This is a genomic window from Paenibacillus sp. HB172176, assembly GCF_011947265.1.
Lineage (GTDB): Bacteria > Bacillota > Bacilli > Paenibacillales > Paenibacillaceae > Pristimantibacillus.
Genome location: NZ_JAATHD010000001.1, coordinates 302,941 through 317,943, shown reverse-complemented (window position 1 = coordinate 317,943; position 15,003 = coordinate 302,941). Strand labels below are relative to the sequence as shown.

General features: G+C 51.7%; 13 protein-coding genes. 5 read left to right on the top strand and 8 right to left on the bottom strand.

Annotated features, from left to right (window positions below; genetic code table 11):
* Window positions 1–1,652, top strand: a 1,652-nt coding sequence (locus HFP08_RS01280) for a collagen-like domain-containing protein (protein ID WP_168118700.1), incomplete at its 5' end; no start/stop codon positions are given.
* A gap of 140 nt (window positions 1,653–1,792) precedes the next feature.
* Here the strand turns inward: HFP08_RS01280 and HFP08_RS01275 are convergent.
* On the bottom strand, window positions 1,793–2,341 hold the full coding sequence (locus HFP08_RS01275) for a hypothetical protein (RefSeq protein WP_168118699.1): 549 nt from the start codon (window positions 2,339–2,341) through the stop codon (window positions 1,793–1,795).
* 150 nt (window positions 2,342–2,491) lie between these two features.
* On the opposite strand from HFP08_RS01275, the gene ilvA reads away from it, so the two are divergent.
* A complete protein-coding gene (gene ilvA / locus HFP08_RS01270) occupies window positions 2,492–3,754 on the top strand; it encodes a threonine ammonia-lyase IlvA (protein ID WP_168118698.1) in 1,263 nt (420 codons plus the stop codon).
* Window positions 3,755–3,801: 47 nt separating this feature from the next.
* Here the strand turns inward: ilvA and HFP08_RS01265 are convergent, their stop codons facing one another.
* The 5 genes from HFP08_RS01265 to HFP08_RS01245 all read right to left on the bottom strand — a co-directional run bounded on the left by HFP08_RS01265 (window position 3,802) and on the right by HFP08_RS01245 (window position 9,224).
* Window positions 3,802–4,005, bottom strand: a complete 204-nt coding sequence (locus HFP08_RS01265; RefSeq protein WP_168118697.1) for a CLC_0170 family protein — start codon at window positions 4,003–4,005, stop codon at window positions 3,802–3,804.
* Between the two features lie 28 nt (window positions 4,006–4,033).
* Complete coding sequence (locus tag HFP08_RS01260) at window positions 4,034–5,305, bottom strand: Ger(x)C family spore germination protein (RefSeq protein WP_240940992.1); 1,272 nt, start codon at window positions 5,303–5,305, stop codon at window positions 4,034–4,036.
* On the bottom strand, window positions 5,235–6,392 hold the full coding sequence (locus HFP08_RS01255) for a GerAB/ArcD/ProY family transporter (protein WP_168118696.1): 1,158 nt from the start codon (window positions 6,390–6,392) through the stop codon (window positions 5,235–5,237). The genes HFP08_RS01260 and HFP08_RS01255 overlap by 71 nt, the downstream gene beginning before the upstream one ends.
* Window positions 6,393–6,398: 6 nt before the next feature.
* A complete protein-coding gene (locus tag HFP08_RS01250) occupies window positions 6,399–8,045 on the bottom strand; it encodes a spore germination protein (RefSeq protein ID WP_168118695.1) in 1,647 nt (548 codons plus the stop codon).
* Window positions 8,046–8,246: 201 nt separating this feature from the next.
* Entirely contained in the window at window positions 8,247–9,224 is a 978-nt protein-coding gene (locus tag HFP08_RS01245) for an aldo/keto reductase (protein ID WP_168118694.1), read from the bottom strand.
* Between the two features lie 150 nt (window positions 9,225–9,374).
* On the opposite strand from HFP08_RS01245, the gene HFP08_RS01240 reads away from it, so the two are divergent.
* From HFP08_RS01240 to HFP08_RS01230, 3 genes are all read left to right on the top strand, one after another.
* On the top strand, window positions 9,375–10,544 hold the full coding sequence (locus HFP08_RS01240) for an MFS transporter (RefSeq protein ID WP_168118693.1): 1,170 nt from the start codon (window positions 9,375–9,377) through the stop codon (window positions 10,542–10,544).
* 2 nt (window positions 10,545–10,546) lie between these two features.
* Window positions 10,547–11,155 (top strand): TVP38/TMEM64 family protein, encoded by a 609-nt coding sequence (locus tag HFP08_RS01235; RefSeq protein WP_168118692.1) that lies wholly within the window; start codon window positions 10,547–10,549, stop codon window positions 11,153–11,155.
* 310 nt (window positions 11,156–11,465) lie between these two features.
* Complete coding sequence (locus tag HFP08_RS01230; RefSeq protein ID WP_168118691.1) at window positions 11,466–11,765, top strand: transposase; 300 nt, start codon at window positions 11,466–11,468, stop codon at window positions 11,763–11,765.
* A gap of 131 nt (window positions 11,766–11,896) precedes the next feature.
* Here the strand turns inward: HFP08_RS01230 and HFP08_RS01225 are convergent, their stop codons facing one another.
* Together HFP08_RS01225 and HFP08_RS01220 are read right to left on the bottom strand one after the other, a co-directional pair.
* Entirely contained in the window at window positions 11,897–13,027 is a 1,131-nt protein-coding gene (locus HFP08_RS01225) for a DNA alkylation repair protein (RefSeq protein ID WP_168118690.1), read from the bottom strand.
* Window positions 13,028–13,067: 40 nt separating this feature from the next.
* Window positions 13,068–14,825: an ATP-binding protein gene (locus tag HFP08_RS01220; protein WP_168118689.1), complete on the bottom strand. Its 1,758-nt coding sequence runs from the start codon at window positions 14,823–14,825 to the stop codon at window positions 13,068–13,070.
* Between the last annotated feature and the right edge of the window lie 178 nt (window positions 14,826–15,003).

The window sequence follows — 15,003 nt, the reverse complement described above, 5'->3', positions numbered from 1 at the left end:
CAACCGGCGCCGATGGCGCTACTGGACCCGTCGGAGCCACCGGACCTCAAGGGCCGACCGGACCTGCTGGAGCGGACGGCTCTACCGGAGCCACTGGCGATATTGGACCTACCGGTCCTCAAGGGCCGATGGGACCTACTGGAGCAGACGGCGTCACTGGACCTGCCGGGACTACTGGCAATATCGGACCAACCGGAGCAGACGGCGCTACTGGAGCGCTCGGAGCCACTGGCGATATTGGACCCACTGGACCCCAAGGGCCGACCGGACTTACTGGTGCGGACGGCGCTGCTGGACCTGCCGGGGCTACTGGCGATGTTGGACCAACCGGCCCTCAAGGGCCGACAGGAACGACCGGGGCGGACGGCTCTACCGGACCCATCGGGGCTACTGGCGATATTGGACCCACTGGACCTCAAGGGGCGACCGGATCTACTGGAGCGGATGGCTCTACCGGACCCGTAGGGGCTACTGGCCCGGTTGGTAATACCGGTCCTCAAGGGCCAACCGGCGCCGATGGCGCTACTGGACCCATCGGTGCCACAGGCGATGTTGGACCCACTGGACCTCAAGGAGTGACCGGATCTACTGGACCCGTCGGAGCCACCGGCGATGTTGGACCCACCGGCCTTCAAGGGCCGACGGGACCGTCCGGCGCGGACGGCGCTACCGGACCCCCTGGGGCTACTGGTGATGTTGGACCAACCGGCCCTCAAGGGCCGACGGGACCGTCCGGGGCGGACGGCGCTACCGGACCCACTGGGGCTACTGGCGATGTTGGACCAACCGGCCCTCAAGGGCCGACGGGACCGTCCGGGGCGGACGGCGCTACCGGACCCATCGGGGCCACTGGCGATATTGGACCCACCGGCCCTCAAGGGCCGACGGGACCGACCGGCGCCGATGGCGCTACCGGACCCGCCGGAGCCACCGGCGATATTGGACCCACCGGTCCTCAGGGATCGACGGGACCTACTGGAGCAGACGGCGCTACCGGACCCGCCGGAGCCACCGGCGATATTGGACCAACTGGACCTCAAGGGCCGACCGGACCCACCGGAGCTACTGGCGATATTGGACCTACCGGTCCTCAGGGACCGACCGGACCTACCGGAGCGGACGGCGCTACCGGGCCCGTAGGGGCTACTGGGGCAACCGGGCCGAATTTTGCCGGCAATGGGTTCTCGGGCCGAATCAATACATTAACGCTAAACGCCAGCGCTCAGCTTGCGAACTGGACCACGGCGAGCCCTTATTTCGGTAATGCCGCATTCAATGCAACTACCGGCAATTTCACCGCTCCTGCTGCGGGAAGATATTCGATCAAAGCCACAATCAACTATTCGACAACCGCGACCATTACGGCCGCAATCGGTGCCGGCGTGGTTCCTACCTTTACAGTTAGAAGAACTTCTCCTAGCTCCACCGATTTAATTACAGGCAACTTTCCTATCTTTAACGTTAATATAGCGCTTGTGCTCAATCTTAGGACCATTTTAGGCTCTGGACTTATCGTGCTTGCCGGCGATATTGAGCTTAATTCAGGCGATGTCGTTGGACTGTTCTATGAGGCCAGCGGTCTAACTATCAGCCTTAACCTCGGCAGCAGCGGTAACCAGGGCATCGTATGGTCCATTCACCAAATTGCCTGAATCACGAAACCCGCCTCTCGGCGTCACTAAGCGAGAGGCGGGTTTTTATCCTGACAGCCGTTTTTCTACGAATATATGATTCAAAGCATCGCTTGTCCTGCAAGCACGAAAGCAGAATCGGCTTATTACGGACCTCAGGCTCAGGAGAATAATTGAAGCTTGAACTTGACTCTGATTTCCTGAGGCCCGAAGGCGACATTCTCGATTTTCACTCTATTGCCCGCCGGTAATTGAATAGGCGCCTCAACGACCTCCAGCATGCTGAGCGGCAGGTCAATGCCCTTCACCGCAATAGCCTGGGGATACAGAACAATATTGGGCTGCTTCCATTCCAGACGGTAATCCACGTCGATTTGCGCGGGAACAAGATTATGATAATTCACATTCAAGACAGCATGAAGAGCGTCTTGCTCAAGCTCGAATTTCGCTCCATCGAGAACGATATTATCCGCGAGCTCCCTCTTCATGTTCATTTTGATCAAATTGTTCACATCCGCCTCTGTCAAGACCAGCTCCAGCTTCCTCCTCCCTATCATATCCATAATCTTCTCGCCCATATCGATGGATTGATAGGACATGTCGAGCTTCTCGTCGGGAGAAATGTAAGAAATGAACCACCAGCAGGCGCCCCCCGCAACAACAATCAACACGAGCAGGGTTACTATTAATCTTCGAAGCCATCTTCCCATTCGTTTTCTCCCTTCGCGATAATGTTTTCTACCGAGGCTTATCCTCTTCTCTTCCAATCCTGCTCTTCATTCTCCCTACCCTAATAGTATATAATGAAACCAAATTGTCCAATCTGCATTAATGCGAGAGGCGGAAAGAAGGTAATGACAATGAGCACTCCAACACATACTCGAATCGGATTGGAAGAAATCGTGCAGGCTCAGATGCACTTGAAGGATGTTGTGACCCGAACGCCGCTTCAGTATAATCGCGTGCTGTCGGAACGATATCATTGCCACGTCTGGCTCAAGCGAGAGGATCTCCAGGTTGTCCGATCCTTCAAGATAAGGGGAGCCTATAATATGATTAGCTCTCTCTCTCAAGAGGATATCGCAAAAGGGGTCGTGTGCGCCAGTGCAGGCAATCATGCGCAAGGAGTCGCCTATTCGTGCAAGAAGCTCGGCATTCCGGGCAAAATCTATATGCCAAGCACCACCCCAAGGCAAAAGGTAAAGCAGGTTACTTTCTTCGGCGGAGAAGAGGTCGAGGTTATTCTGATCGGAGACACGTTCGATGACGCCTATGAGGAAGCGATGAACGAGAGCCAGCGCAGCGGCATGTTGTTCGTCCATCCCTTCGATGATCGCAAGATTATTGCGGGCAACGGCACGATTGGCCAGGAATTAATAGAGAAGGCCGATGCCCCGCCCGATTTCATCTTCTTGACCGTTGGCGGAGGCGGGCTCGCAGCCGGCGTGTCCTCCTATGTGAAAATCGTATCTCCCTCTACCCAAATCATCGGTGTCGAGCCCGCGGGAGCTCCCTCGCTTCGAGCATCCCTGGATGCCGGCGAAGTTATCGCGCTCGATCATATCGATAAATTCATCGACGGCGCGGCTGTCAAACGTATCGGCGATCTTACCTTTGCCATCTGCAGAGAGCTTATGGATGACGTCATTACGATTCCGGAAGGCAAGGTATGCACCACGATGCTCGACCTGTATAATGAGAACGCCATTGTTGTCGAGCCTGCCGGAGCGTTGCCCGTGGCCGCTCTGGATGATTATCGCGAGCAAATCAAAGGCAAGACGGTTGTATGCGTCGTAAGCGGGGGCAATAATGATGTGGATCGTATGCAAGAAATCAAGGAACGCTCGTTGATTTACGAAGGATACAAGCATTATTTCATGGTCAGCTTCCCGCAGCGGGCAGGCGCGCTAAGAGAATTCCTCGATCAAGTGCTGGGACCGAGTGATGATATTACGCGCTTCGAATATACGAAGAAATCCAATAAAGACAACGGCCCCGCTCTTGTTGGCATCGAGCTGAAGCACCCGTCTGATTACGATGCGCTGGTCGGACGAATGACCGCCAAAGGATTTCAGTTTCTGGAGCTTAATAAGGACGAAGTTTTGTTCAACCTGCTCATCTAGAACCCGATTTTCGCAATTGTTCCCAATGCCTGGGAGCAATTGCGATTTTATTGCACAAGGTTTTTGGTTATGAACAACGCGACGCCAATGCCAATATTGATCCATCCCAAATATTTTGTGATTTTGATTTCCTTCAAATAACCCAGTTCCTTAAGCGGCTTGATTTCGCATATGAGAATCAGGGCGCCGCAGATGATCCAGAGGAAAATCACGTAATTGAGATAGCTGATCGTATAGCCCTCTCCGAACATCGCTTCTTCCCTCTTTTCATTTCGTTTGTTATCTTGCCTTCATGCCAATTCTGCGCAGCTTGATCGTAACCCCTATGTCAAATGTGCATTCCTTGTATATTTTCTGCCAATTTTCCCCCGTTTTAATATTCGCATTCCAATAGCCTGCCTTTTTGCCCCTAATAATCTCTCCGAATCCGAATATATCCGAACCTTTATTCTGTGTTTTCATAATTAATTTTTCATAAAAGATCTTGGCTTTTTTCTCCTCATTGACTTCGATCTCCCTCAAAATGTCCACATTATTAATTTCGATGTCGTGGGTCAGCTTCGACTCCAGATTAAGATCAATACTAATATCCACCTTGAAATGCGGAACTCCGTTTTTGATAGACGCTTTAATCTTCGAGCTTCGCTGCGTAGCCTTGACCATAACTGCGTCCGAACCTTGCACTTGAACGTAGGTGCTGTAGCCTGCCGGATTTTCACCAAGAATGCCCAAGTATCCTGCAATTTCCAAAGGATTGCTAACCCCCACTAATTTGTCTCCAACGAAATAAGCCAAGCCCTTCAAGCCGATATTCTGCTCCTTCTTCATGTCGACATAAGGCAGCACACCTTCTCTGCCGAGCTTGGATACGTTGCTCCAGAACACTCCGATATAGTCTTTAGGAAACTTGCCCAGCTTAATCCCTTCATCCAATGTGGATATCATATATAACGTCGGAACCCGTTCAAGCTTGGGAACGGCTTTCATCAATGGAAGCGCCTCGCCTTTCGCTATGACCATCCAGGCCATTCTTCGCACCTCCGGATTACGCCGGAAGAAATCGTTCACATCCTCAAGCCCTCGCTTGGCCATCGCCTCGGAAACGATAATAATACGCAGATGCCCGAAGAACAGCTTGTTGGAAACCTGTTGTTGCAGGTTGCTAATAGCGTCATCGACACTATGCCCGACAACGTCGATTACCCATACGGTTTGACTTTCCGAGCCCTTCCCTCCGCTCATGCCGGGCCCAAGCGGAATTCTTCCGGGCAAAGCGATCTGCACCGCCAATCTGATCATTTCTTTTTTAGGCGCTTTCAGAGAGCTGTTAATATGGGATACCTCGTCTTCCTCTTTCTCTCCTTCTTCCTTGCTTACCGTGTCGATGGACACGCCGAGCACCACCGCGCGTTCTTCAATTTCAATGCGATCCCAACAGCCGCTCAGTAGCGGCAGCAGCAGCAGAGCCGCGACTATTCGATTAAGGAGCTTGAACCGGACTCTCGTTCGATGCTTTTGTATTTGCATTTCTGTTTGTTTTGTTTTCCTCACCCAAATGACCTCTCTTCTTGCGAAGGATAGCAAGCAGCCACAAGATGCCGGGATAGCCGATTGTAATATATAAGCCGTATCGTCCGACATTTACGATTATCTCGTACATCTGTACAATATTAAGCGGAATCATGGCCATAACGAATACGAAGGGCAGTACGAAGAACGACAGCATCTTATGCTCCTTCAAACGAAACAACTGGCTTGTGGAATGAATCGTAAGAAAATAACTGGAGAACAGCGTTGTGAAAACCGCGGTAACCCACACCGCAAGAAATGCGGCGTCTAATCTCTCCAATATATTAGCTGGCAGCGATGTCGCTTTGGCCAGCTCAAGCGTCGGCCACAGTAGTTTCTTGATTTCTTCGGCTCCGAATACGCTTACCGCCGCAACGACGATGATGATATAGAGCCCGCCTGCAATCAACATTCCCCATAGACAGGCTTTCATCGCTTTAGCCGGCATCTTCATAGCGGGAATAATCGCAGACAAGATGAATGAGCCTTGAAATAAAGCTGCAATAGTGAGAGTGCCTGCCAGCATCCCTCTACGCTCATTGCCCATGATTGGCAGTAAATTAATCGTTTCGGCATTTTTCAAGGACAATGCCACAATGAGCAGCGCCGGCACCAACAAGAAAGTAAAATAAAACGTATGGATATAAGCAAAAGTCGTAATATTGTTTCGGGTTGAAATCGCCGCCAGCAGCAGCATGACGATAACGGTCACTTCGACGGGAGTTGTCTTCAATACGGATGTTACGACAACCTCTCCGAATTCCCTTGCGGTCAAGGATGTCAGAACAGCGAAGAAAGAAATGATCAGGACGCTCCCGATCCAGGCCAGAGCCTTCCCGATCAGCGTTTCGCTATATTGAATAATCGTCTGTTTCGGAAATCGCATGCCAAGCAAGGTAATGAGAAGCAAGCCGACGAAGGCGAGCAGAACGCCGAGAAAGGTAACAAACGGGGCTCCAGAGCCCGCCGCTTGCACGGCGAACAAAGGAAGTGTTAACACTCCGACTCCGATAATGGTGCTTACTAGTATCGCTGCGGCTTGTATGACTGTAACTTGTCGTGTTTCCATCCGCTTCTAGCCTCCTTGTTGACTCTTGTCGTTCTTCGGATCAAGCACGTTGGTCTCGCCTTCCTTCATATCCGAATAGATATTATGCTTCAACCGGTCTCCGTCAATCGGCTGCAAGAAGGAAGGCCGCTTGTTCATCCACCAGAGCGGTCCCCGAATCAGCAAATCCTTCAGCCCTTGGAAGTTGGCCGGCACCAACGGGCTAAGATAAGGCACGCCGAAGGATTTCAACGAAAGCATGTGGTTAAGAATTACAATTAATCCGATCATTACGCCGTACAGCCCGAATATTCCCGCCATGATGATAAGCGGGAACCTGAGCAGGCGCAGGGACAAGGCGACATTGTACGCGGGAGTCGCGAATGAGCCGATCGTCGTTAGAGCAATGATTACGATTGTAATTGGACTGGCGAAGCCTGCGGATACGGCCGCTTCCCCAATGACTAGCACGCCGACTATAGATAAGGCTCCGCCTACCTGCTGCGGCAGCCGAATCGTCGCTTCCCTCAGTACCTCCATCGAAATTTCGATAATCAGCACCTCTACCACAGCCGGGAAAGGCACGCCCGCGCGCCCGCCGGCGACCGCGACCGCGAATTCCGTCGGAATGAGCTCCGGGTTGAACGAAATAATTGATACATAGATGGAGGGGAACACCAGTGAGAAGACGAGCGCGATTAATCTCGCCAAGCGAATCCAGCTCATTAGGAGAAATCGTTCCGTATAATCCTCCACCGTCTGATAGAACTGACTGAACACCGTCGGCACCACCAAGGCAAGAGGAGAGCCATCCACGAGAACCGAAATTCTTCCTTCGAGCAAATTCGCGACGACCTTGTCAGCCCGCTCCGTATATTGCACCTGCGGAAAAGGCGAGAAATGATTATCCTCGATGAATTGTTCCAGGTAGCCGGAATCCAGAACGCCGTCGATATCGATCTTAGAGAGTCTCGTATTCACTTCATTCACGAGATCGGGGTTTGTAATTCCCTCCACATAGCACACGGCAACCTTCGACTTGGTTCTCCGGCCAAGCTCCATCGTCTTGATGCGCAAATCCGGCGTTTGCAATCGATAGCGAATCAATGACAAATTGGTTCCGAGCAGCTCGATAAAGCCTTCGCGCGGACCTCGAATAACCTGCTCTGTGGCTGGCTGGTCGATGCCTCGCTTGTCAATCTTGCGCGTCTCAATCAAGAACGCTTCTTGAAGACCGTCGACTGTAACGACTGTACCGCCTTTCATTATGCAAGCGAACAGCTTCACAACTTCACTTTCGAGCTTGCTCTCGCAGAAGTAGAGCGCGTCATTAATGAGTATCTCCCGCAAGCGGAACTTTTCCACCGGCTGCCCCTGAAGATGCGGAGGCGTATACATGAGCGGCTTGAGAATATCGGTATTAACGGCGCTTTGATCAACCATATTGGAGATGAAGACGATTGCTGCCGGATATTGTCCGAACACGTGAAATTCGCGAACGACCAGATCGGCGTTTTCGCCCAGCACTGTCTTAACCAGTGATAAGGTGTGCGTGAGATTGCCTGTCAATGCTTCACCCTGATGATCTTTCAAGACTGCGCTTGGACTAGGGACCTTGGCAGTCTCAGAGCCCTGGCGATTCGTATTCTTTTTTTTCGTCGCTCTAATACGCATGGGAGCACCAGCCAATCCATATGTTCATAATCTGAGACATTTCGAATCCTGTTTATCATTTGCCAAACATGCAACATTTAACCAAAAAAAGCCGCAGCTATCTTCCGCCCTTTCAGGCGGAATGATAACTGCGGCATTTGTCATAACACATGCGTGAAGTCCATTCAACATACGCTTGATGCTATCGAGAGTCTTCCCTCGTTACCACGCATACGCCTTTGGCGCTTCTCCTCCGGGTCCCGGGAAGATCTCATCAATCCGTTCAAGCATGGATTCATCCAGCTCAAGCTCGAGCGCCCGCAAGGATCGTTTGAACTGCTCCAGCGTGCGCACTCCGATAATCGGCGCCGTCACGGCCGGATTGCGGAGCAGCCACGCAAGCGATACGAGATCCTCCGGCTCTCCCAGCTCATCGCACAGCTTGGCGTATGCTTCGAGCTGTCCGCGATGCTTCTCCAGCCGCTTATTGTCTCCGCTGCGGCGGCCTCCGTCCTTCCTGCGATGATTGCCCGCGAGCAAGCCGCCGTCAAGCGGGCTCCATGGAATGATGCCCAGCCCCAGGGCCTCGGCAGCGGGCAACACCTCCAGCTCCGGCAAGCGGCAGAGCAGATTGTACTTGTGCTGCTCAGACACAAGACCCAGAATGCCTCTTGCCTTCGCTTCGCCTTGCGCAACCGCGATATCCCATCCGGCGAAATTGCTGGAGCCTATGTAGCCGATTTTCCCTTGCGCCTGAGCGTTCTCAAATGCGCCCCAAAGCTCGACCCAGTTCACGGAGCGATCGATATGATGCATCTGATATAAGTCAATATGATCCGTCTGCAATCTTCTCAAGGAGCCTTCCAGATGCCTTCTAATCTTGTACGCGGACAAGCCCGACTGCCGGTTCGGCCCGTCCAAGGCGTCATTCATGTCTCCGTATACTTTCGTAGCAATGACCGTTCTCTCTCGTCTGCCTTCGCCTTGCTTAAACCAATTACCAATGATTTCTTCCGTACGGCCGGAATTCTCGCCCCAGCCGTAAATATTAGCGGTATCGAAAAATTGAATGCCCGCATCAAGCGCGGCATCCATGATGCGGAAAGCTTCCTTCTCTTCCGTATCCACTCCGAAATTCATCGTTCCGAGACATAGCTTGCTTACCTTCAAACCAGATCGTCCAAGATTCGTGTACTTCATTCATTATTCACTCCTTCATCACAAAATTAAGGTATTCGCTTCAAGCTATAGTATAACGGATCGAAGAGCTTCATTAAAATTTTGGATAATCCAACCATCTTGTCTATAATAGAGCTGAATCATTCTCTGCAGAGAGTAAGGAGTCTTAGTATGCGTGTAAAGCTTGAAGCGCCGTTATTCCAAGGGGATATGCGCCTCATCTCGGTCATTATGTTCCTCGTCGTATTCGTCCGCGGCGCGATTCTCGTCAGTCTTCTCCCGATATATGGCGCCCATACGCTTGGACTCACGCCCGATATTATCGGAATCGCAATCTCCGCTCACTATATTACGGATACGGCGCTCAAGGTTATGATTGGTTACTTGCTCGATCGATTCTCGGCAAGGGTAATTGTGCAGGTCAGCATTCTGATCGCCTTGCTCGGCGTCTATTGTCTGCCGTTCGCCGACCAGGCCTGGATGTTCATCGGCGCGGCCGCCCTGTACGGCATCGGCATGTCGCCGGTATGGATTGTTTGTCTGACGCGGGTATCGCCCGAGCATAGGGCCACGCATATGGGCTACTTGTATACGCTGTGGCTCGCCGCGCTTGGCGGCGGGCCGATTCTATGCAATATCCTGCTTGATTACAGCAACGACCGTACGTATCAGCTGCTGCTTATTCTGTCGGCGCTTGCCTTCGTCCTGTCTCTGTTCATGCATAAGAGTCCGAGCAGAGAGCATCACGCCATTCCGCTCCGTACTCAGCTTGCCGTGCTCAGGGACAGAATCGGGCAGATGAAGCTTCTTCTGCCGGGCATGATTCTCCAGACTCTTGGAGCAAGCATGCTCGTCCCCATCTTGCCGCTCTACGCCAGCCATGAGCTCGGGCTCTCCGGCGCGCAATATTCGATTCTGCTGATTGCGGGAGGCGTCTGCGCCGTTGGCGGCCTCATCCCCATGGGCAGATTGTCCGACAGGCACGGAGGCAGACGCTGGTTTCTCGTCTGCGGCTTCAGCTCTTTCGCCTTAGGCTTGTATATATTGGCGTGGGGGCTATCCTTTTGGTATTGTTTAGGTATCGCGTTTTTTCTCGGTCTCTCCTATGCGGCTTTATTGCCAAGTTGGAACGCTATGCTCGCCGCATACGTACCACCCAAGCAAGAAGGTATCGGATGGGGACTGCTGTCGACCTTTGAAGGCATCGGGGTCATGATTGGCCCGGTCGTCGGCGGCGTTATTGCCTTATGGGGCGGAGAATCATCGGTATTCTGGGCAAGCGCGGCCATATTCGCTGCAATCGGCATCTTATATGCGACAATGAAACAGAACGGAGCTTGATCATGGGTGATTGGCAAAACTGGTTGGATGACATTAAGAACATGGATATCGACGGTATTCAGAAAACATTGGAGAGCTATTCGCAATTCGGACCTCTTCCCGGCATTCTGCTTCCTTTGTCGGAATCGTTCCTGCCCTTCCTGCCGCTGCTGCTCATCGTAGCGGCTAACGCGAATATTTACGGCTTGGGACTTGGCTTTCTCTTCTCCTGGATTGGCGTTGTCGCCGGAGCGCTATGCGTATTCGGCATCAGCAGGTCGCTCGGCAAGAATGTGAAGAATCGTCTTCTGCGAAGATTCCCGAAATCGGAAAGATTCTTCAACTGGATTGAGAAGAGAGGCTTCACTCCGCTCTTCCTTCTGGCATGCTTTCCCTTTACGCCGTCGATTGTCATCAATGTGGTGTCCGGCTTCAGCAAGGTGCCGTTCCATACCTTCCTGCTTGCGACTATAATGGGGAAAGCCGTCATGATATTCGTCATCTCCCTAATCAGCTTCGACATAGCCAATCTGGTCGACGAGCCTTGGCGAATCTTCGTCTCCATCACGGCCGTGCTGGTGATGTGGGTCGGAGGCAAGACGCTGGAGAACCGATATCAGGTTAACGGATAGGATAACGGCAAAAAAGCATTCATAGCTTTCTCTCTCCTGTGGCAAACTACTTTAGGTGAGTGTTCAAAAAGTCTGATTTCAAGAATGACTATGCTTCCGATGCTGCGTTTTTTCCAAAAACGCTTCAGGAGATTGGATGAAGCTAGAAAGTGAGTAGCTAAAACGTTTCGTGAGAAACGTACTTCGTAAGCATATGCTTGTTTCGGCTGAATTCAATATGGGATGTCGAGTTACTTACAGCTTAACTTCGTTATTGGAATTGGGCTTTTTGAACAACCTCTTTAGGATATCCCGCAAGGAGGAGATTAGCATGAGCAGTTCAGACAAGACGAAGCGAATGGATCCCGTCTCTGGCGAGAAAGTAGAGGCGGACGGCGTATACCAGAACGAATGGGGCCGCGAGGAGAAGCTGGAGCGCGGCGACGCATTCCCTGCCGATCCCATGCTGGGCAACACGGAATGGTCGCAGGTGGAGCTCCAATTCGAAAACCATCATGACGGCAGAACCGACCCGCGGCTCACTCCGCATGATGATGACGATGATCCGGAGGCGCATATGCAGCATCCTAGGCGTCACACAAGCAGCAATAAGGATAAGGACAGAGCTTAATGCTATAGCTGCCTCTTGTTCGTACTTCCTAAGAGAGCGACGCAAAACAGCGGAAGAGATCGCTTGATCTCCTCCGCTGTTTCGTTTCCCTTGCGTATTCTTCAAAATTCACGCAAGTGGCGAGCAGCGGCTTATTCTTGTTCCTCAAGCAGCGTCAGGCTTGTTCTTGCCGCTTCTTTTCCGTTTACCCAAAGCGTCAATTCATGCTTGCCGCTGTAATGCTTGCGCGTAGTCAGATTCGCGAAGCTGTGAACGCGCAAGCCGTCCAGCGTCTCTCCTCCCGCATACAGGCGGTCGGAGAGCAAGAATCGCTTCAAGGATGTTTTGCCGTTTGCTTTCACGAAATCAATGCCATATTCGACCCGAAGCTTAACCTGCCGTTCCTCTTTCCTCTCAGTCACCTTGAGACGGTAATGCAGCCGAACCTCCTCGCCAATTCTCAACACGTCGCGATCGAGCTCAATGGACGCATCGCTGACTAGCGACGCGTCTCCCGGCGTATTGGAATGCGCCGCATATCCGAATAAGGCCATCACCTTGGGTTCGGATTGCTTGATTAGAGATCGACAAGCATGCCTGACGATCCAATCGGTATGCGGATGCGTTCCCTTCCATCTTTCGGCCGTCTCGATGACAAGCTGCGGATGGTCCTTGGCAATATCGTTCAAATGGTTGGCAACGCTCTTGCGAACATAGAGCGACGGATCCTTCTTCAGCTTCTCAAGCAGCGGCAGCAGCGGAGCCGGATCCTTCTTGAACAGGGGAAGAGCTTGTCCCCAAGGCAGACGGGGTCTGGAGCCTTCGCTGGCCAATCGGCGCACATGCTCATTCGAATCCTCGGCCCAGCTCATCAGCTGTGGAAGCATCCGCTTCGGATTCGCCAGAATGAACGGCCTCACCGCGAACTCCGCAGAAGATCTCGCAGTAAATCTCGCCAGCGCCTCCATGCTGAACTGCCAATGCTCATCCCCTCTTCCGAACACCTCCACATAATCGGGAAAGAACAGATAGGGAAATCCCGTGCATACCTCGTCAACCAGGAAGAGAACGCCAAGCGCCTCCTCATAATCGGCCGGCAAGAACGCTCCAAGCGCTTCTGTAATTCTGCGAATGCGTCCCTTCAGCTCCAGAAGCTCCCAGTCCGCTTCCTTCACGCTTGCCGCAAAGCCAGCCTTGTCAAAAGCAGGCCATGCGGATTGCAGCTTTTGGCCGAAGTCTTCAATAAAAGTGCCGTCATATATGTTCTTAAGCGGCTCAGCCAATTCTCTCTCCTCCTATCTGCTTGAACCGGGCTTCGCCAGATCAAACTACGGTCTCCTTCATCGTTGCTTGCGGCAACTCAATGGTGAAGGTCGTTCCGCTTCCAAGCTCGCTTTCGGCTGAAATTCGTCCGTTGTGATTATCGACGATTTTGTAGGACACCATAAGACCTAGTCCGGTTCCCTTCTCCTTCGTCGTGTAGAAGGGCTGTCCGATCTTGGACAATTGCTCGATGCCAATGCCGATGCCGTTATCCTTAATGCGAATCATTACGTTATTCATTATATCCTCCGTCAGCTCAATCTGCACGCGGCCTCCGCCGGGCATGGATTCGATTGCATTCCTAATCACATTAATGAACAGCTGCTTCAGCTGACTCTCAACGCCATGCACCCACATGGTGCCATTATGGAAGCGGCATTCAATCTCCACTTGATGTTGACTCGCATGCGACTCAATCAACTCGACCGTCTCTCGGAGCATCTGCTTGCATTCGATGCGGGTAAACTCATACACTTGAGGCTTCGAGAGCATGAGAAGCTCGCTCACGATGGATTCGATATGCGATAATTCCGATTTCATAATGGCATAATAGCGATTATTATGTATGCGTCCCGAAGCGATCAGCTGCATGAAGCCCTTCAGCGACGTGAGCGGATTCCTGATCTCATGAGCGATTCCCGCCGCGAGTTGGCCGGCAATGGACAGCTTCTCGGCATTCACATAGATCGCTTCGTTTCTCTTGCGTTCGGATATGTCCCGTATAATAACCTGTACCAGCGGATTGCCGGAAAGCGTCGTGCGGACCCGCATGACCTCAGTGAAGATCAGTTTGCCTGTCAATGTGCGCCATTCGAGCTCAAGAAGCTTCGCATGCTCCATGCCCGGCTCGGGGTCTGCATCAAGCCATAGAGTCATCTCCTTATGAAATCTGTCTTGCAGCAGATTATAAATACTGCTGCCCAGAAGCTCCTCCTGCTCCGCCTCGAACATCGTTAACCCCGATGGATTCACGTATTCCCACTTGCCGTCCTGAATCAGCGCGATCGTGTCCATCGAGTTTTCCACCAAATATTTGTAGCGTTCATCAATCATCGCGTATTTCTTCATGCTGAGCCATGAGGTTAAGCTGAAGATCACGATAAGAATCGTTGTCATACACAGAATAACGCCCAGCAGCAGCGCGTATTCGCCCAGCAACTCCTTCGTAACCGCGCTGTTTCTGTCGATTTTCAAAGCCTGCATGCTGATTTGAAGCACAGCTACGCTCGTGAAGCCCCATACGAGACTGCTTTTAAGTTTATAATAGGCAGACTTTCGCCGAATTAGGGTTAGAGACAGGTATCCGCCGGCGAGATTGATAAGAAAGGATAGTACTAGCAGAGGAACGTTCAATGTATAATGCGGAATAGAGCCGATCAACAAGGGAAAATAATGCATCCATATCACCGTGCTCGCAATGAGAAAAGCAGCGATTATCTCTCTCAAATAACGATTGAACAACCGTTGCCTCAGCATCCATACGGCTAGAAACATAATGGCGACGCTGCCGAGAAACGCCCAGGTCATACTCCAATTCATAACGACAACGTAGGTAGAAGTAATCTGGGACACAATGTCCATCGTCCATAATCCGAGACTGAATATGATTGAAGCGCCCAACAGCCAACAATAGTTAAGCAATTTGACATCGGTTCGAATTTGATTCACCATGCTCATTGCTGTATATACTGCAAAAGTCATTGTCATGAAAGACAACAACAAATAGTAGGGATTGCCATATAGTAGAGAGTTGCTCATCGCGCTCCTCCTATAGATTGAAAATCATTCCACATTATAAGGAAGTTCGACAAATTACCAAAATATCCTTTTTATTTCGCACAGCATTTGTTGTTTTTTGCTGAAAACCGTCATGCGACTAAAGTTTCAGCAATTCGCTTGATTTGAAAGATTAACCATGCTAGATTGAGTTCATACT